The sequence below is a fragment of the Heyndrickxia sporothermodurans genome (assembly GCF_003055045.1).
Classification (GTDB): Bacteria; Bacillota; Bacilli; order Bacillales; family Bacillaceae_C; genus Heyndrickxia; species Heyndrickxia sporothermodurans.
The window spans coordinates 1-2316 of the sequence record NZ_NAZB01000044.1 but is presented as its reverse complement, the minus strand read 5'-3'; the positions used below and the strand labels follow the sequence as shown (position 1 = coordinate 2316).

Here is a 2316-nt window from a genome sequence, read left to right as displayed (position 1 = left end):
ATTTCAAAGTCGGGAGACTGTACGTATTTGTACAGTCCCGCCTTCTTGATGTCTACAGATGAATACGTTTCAATATCGATATTCAGAGTGCGAATCATATCCCATACACGCCACCGTTGTTAATCGGTTGACCTGTGATTGGATCGTATTGTACCGGTTGTGGTGCTGGCTGACCATAATTAGGCGCTGGTTGTTGATATTGTGGCTGTGCCGGTTGATACGGATTAGGCTGCTGTGGAGCCTGTCCATAGTTTGGCGTTGGTTGTTGGTACGGTTGTTGACCATAATTAGGTGCAGGCGGTGTTGTCCCTGCTAACGAACCAAAGTCATCAGCTGCAGCTGGAGCACTTGCACCCAACGGCTCACCATCACGCGTTTTTTGCACGTTTGTGCTTAAATAACATCCGATACCTTTTTTGCCTTGTGCGGCATAAGGAGCGAAATTTACTGCAATTCTTCCATACATTCCGGAGTAGATTTCTGTTGGATCAATAATCGGATTAAGGTTGGCATCAACAATCTTTGGCGGTTGATCTACCTTAGATGATGCACTGAATACCCAATGCCCTTTGCATTCTGGGCCAAACGGTAAGCCATCAGATGGTTTCACCCCATCACCGTCGTGAATTGGAATAGACAACATTGGAGGGATAGCACCGTTCCATTTTTTCTCTTTGCCAATTTGTTTAGCTGCTTCAATGGCTGCATCTATCATTTGTTTGGTTTGAGTATCAGATTTAGGAAGAAGAATGGTTACGCTGTATTTTTCCTCCCCTCCGTGTTGGCTTGCTCTTGGTTTTAAAAGATTTACATATGATAAACGTACTTCTCCAGTTACTACGCGTGTATTTGACATGTTTACATTTCTCCTTTTTGGATGTTTAATTTTCCTTTCTTCAAAACGCCATTTTCTTGCATCGTCTCCGATTTTATTGAATAAGGCTTTCCATGCCCTCGTCTTACTGGGTTCTTCAATTCCGAAAACGAATTTTCTTGAAACGGTGCTGTAAATGCCGTACATTCATTTAAAATCAGCTGCGGCATCCGGACTAACCGATTTTCGTTTGTCGCTAGTAGGTGCAAGAGTTGGTTTCCCTGCTGACTTTACAATTAAGCCGGGTTCTTCTAGCAAACTCTTAAACTCTTTTTTGCCAAGTTCTTTCTCGATTTTCGCAACGGTTAAAGGTACACGATCATAAAGGATAGCCTCATCAATACCATTATTCTTAAGATGTTCAAATGCTTTATCTAAGTCCACATAATTTCGTGTAGTACGACCTTCAACAGCTTTCCAATTAGGAATCTCGTTTCCTTTCAAACATTCAGAAAGAGCATATTCTTTCAAGGCTTTCACCCATGACTCAAGGTGTGCAGCCTTTTCTAATATCTCCCCCACTTCTTCATTACTGATTAATGGCGGTTTCATCGATTTAAAATCTTCTAGCGCCGTGTACTGATCCGCACGTGCACGACACTGTACTTTTGCCTTACAAAACTTGCAATGCTCACCCGGTACGAACTCACCCTCCCCATTAAATGCTTTTTGGGCAAGTGGTTTGATTTCTTCTCCCCAAGCTAAAAGGTCGTCCAGTGGGAGCGTAAACTCTGAAATACTATCAAGTCTAGGTTGTATGATTGCTAGATGAACAGTTTTAATCGGATAAAGAAAACTGTATTCGAGATACGCACCCAGCGCATAAAGTTTCATTTGTGGGTTATTTTCAGCACTAACCGGCACACCTTTACCATATTTAAAGTCTGTGATGTAAAGGGTATCCCCTCCGATGATCAGACAGTCAACCGTGCCAAAACCCTCCGGCGCATATGCACTGTAATTTAACTTTTTCTCCACTGCTACATATGGCATGGAAGAAAGACCAATCGTGATGCCTTGTAAGTATTCTAGGTAGGTGTCTGTATGTTTAAGCATTTCTTCTTGATACAACTCGTGTTTTTTCATCTTGTTTAAACGAGTATTAAAAGTACGTTGGCTCATCGGCTCTACAAAATGCTTTCTAAGTTTCAGCTCCGCGATCTCATGAGCAAGTGTTCCTTCTTCCGCATATGGGGATGTGGTTTCGGGAAACTGTTCCTCAAGTCTCACACTTGGCGTACAGGTTAGCCAGCGATGGGATGCACTCGCAGAAAGAAGCGCATGTGATCGTTCAGAATGTTTAATTTCCTTGCTCATATCTTGGCTCCTAGTTCACGTAATTTTGTTGCAAACGCTCCATATTGTTCTTGTGGTAATGCAGTTAAGGCTTGTACACCAAAGCTAGCTAAAAGTTGAAGCAATTGATCTCGTTTACCTGCATC

Annotated in this window: 2 protein-coding genes and 1 pseudogene; all 3 read right to left on the bottom strand. The window is 42.4% G+C overall.

The window, feature by feature from the left end; translation table 11 throughout:
- Positions 1 to 94: 94 nt before the first annotated feature.
- The 3 genes and pseudogenes from B5V89_RS15680 to B5V89_RS15670 all read right to left on the bottom strand — a co-directional run bounded on the left by B5V89_RS15680 (position 95) and on the right by B5V89_RS15670 (position 2191).
- Positions 95 to 856 (bottom strand): DUF2815 family protein, encoded by a 762-nt coding sequence (locus B5V89_RS15680; protein ID WP_108072871.1) that lies wholly within the window; start codon positions 854 to 856, stop codon positions 95 to 97.
- Positions 857 to 880: 24 nt separating this feature from the next.
- Positions 881 to 1021, bottom strand: a pseudogene (locus tag B5V89_RS15675) (hypothetical protein); the annotation flags it as partial.
- Entirely contained in the window at positions 1022 to 2191 is a 1170-nt protein-coding gene (locus B5V89_RS15670) for a DUF2800 domain-containing protein (protein ID WP_108072867.1), read from the bottom strand.
- Positions 2192 to 2316: the final 125 nt, after the last annotated feature.

Excerpts from the sequence above, each read along its gene's own strand:
- B5V89_RS15680 (WP_108072871.1), bottom strand. The coding sequence starts at position 856 with ATGTCAAATACACGCGTAGTAACTGGAGAAGTACGTTTATCATATGTA.
- B5V89_RS15670 (WP_108072867.1), bottom strand. The coding sequence starts at position 2,191 with ATGAGCAAGGAAATTAAACATTCTGAACGATCACATGCGCTTCTTTCT.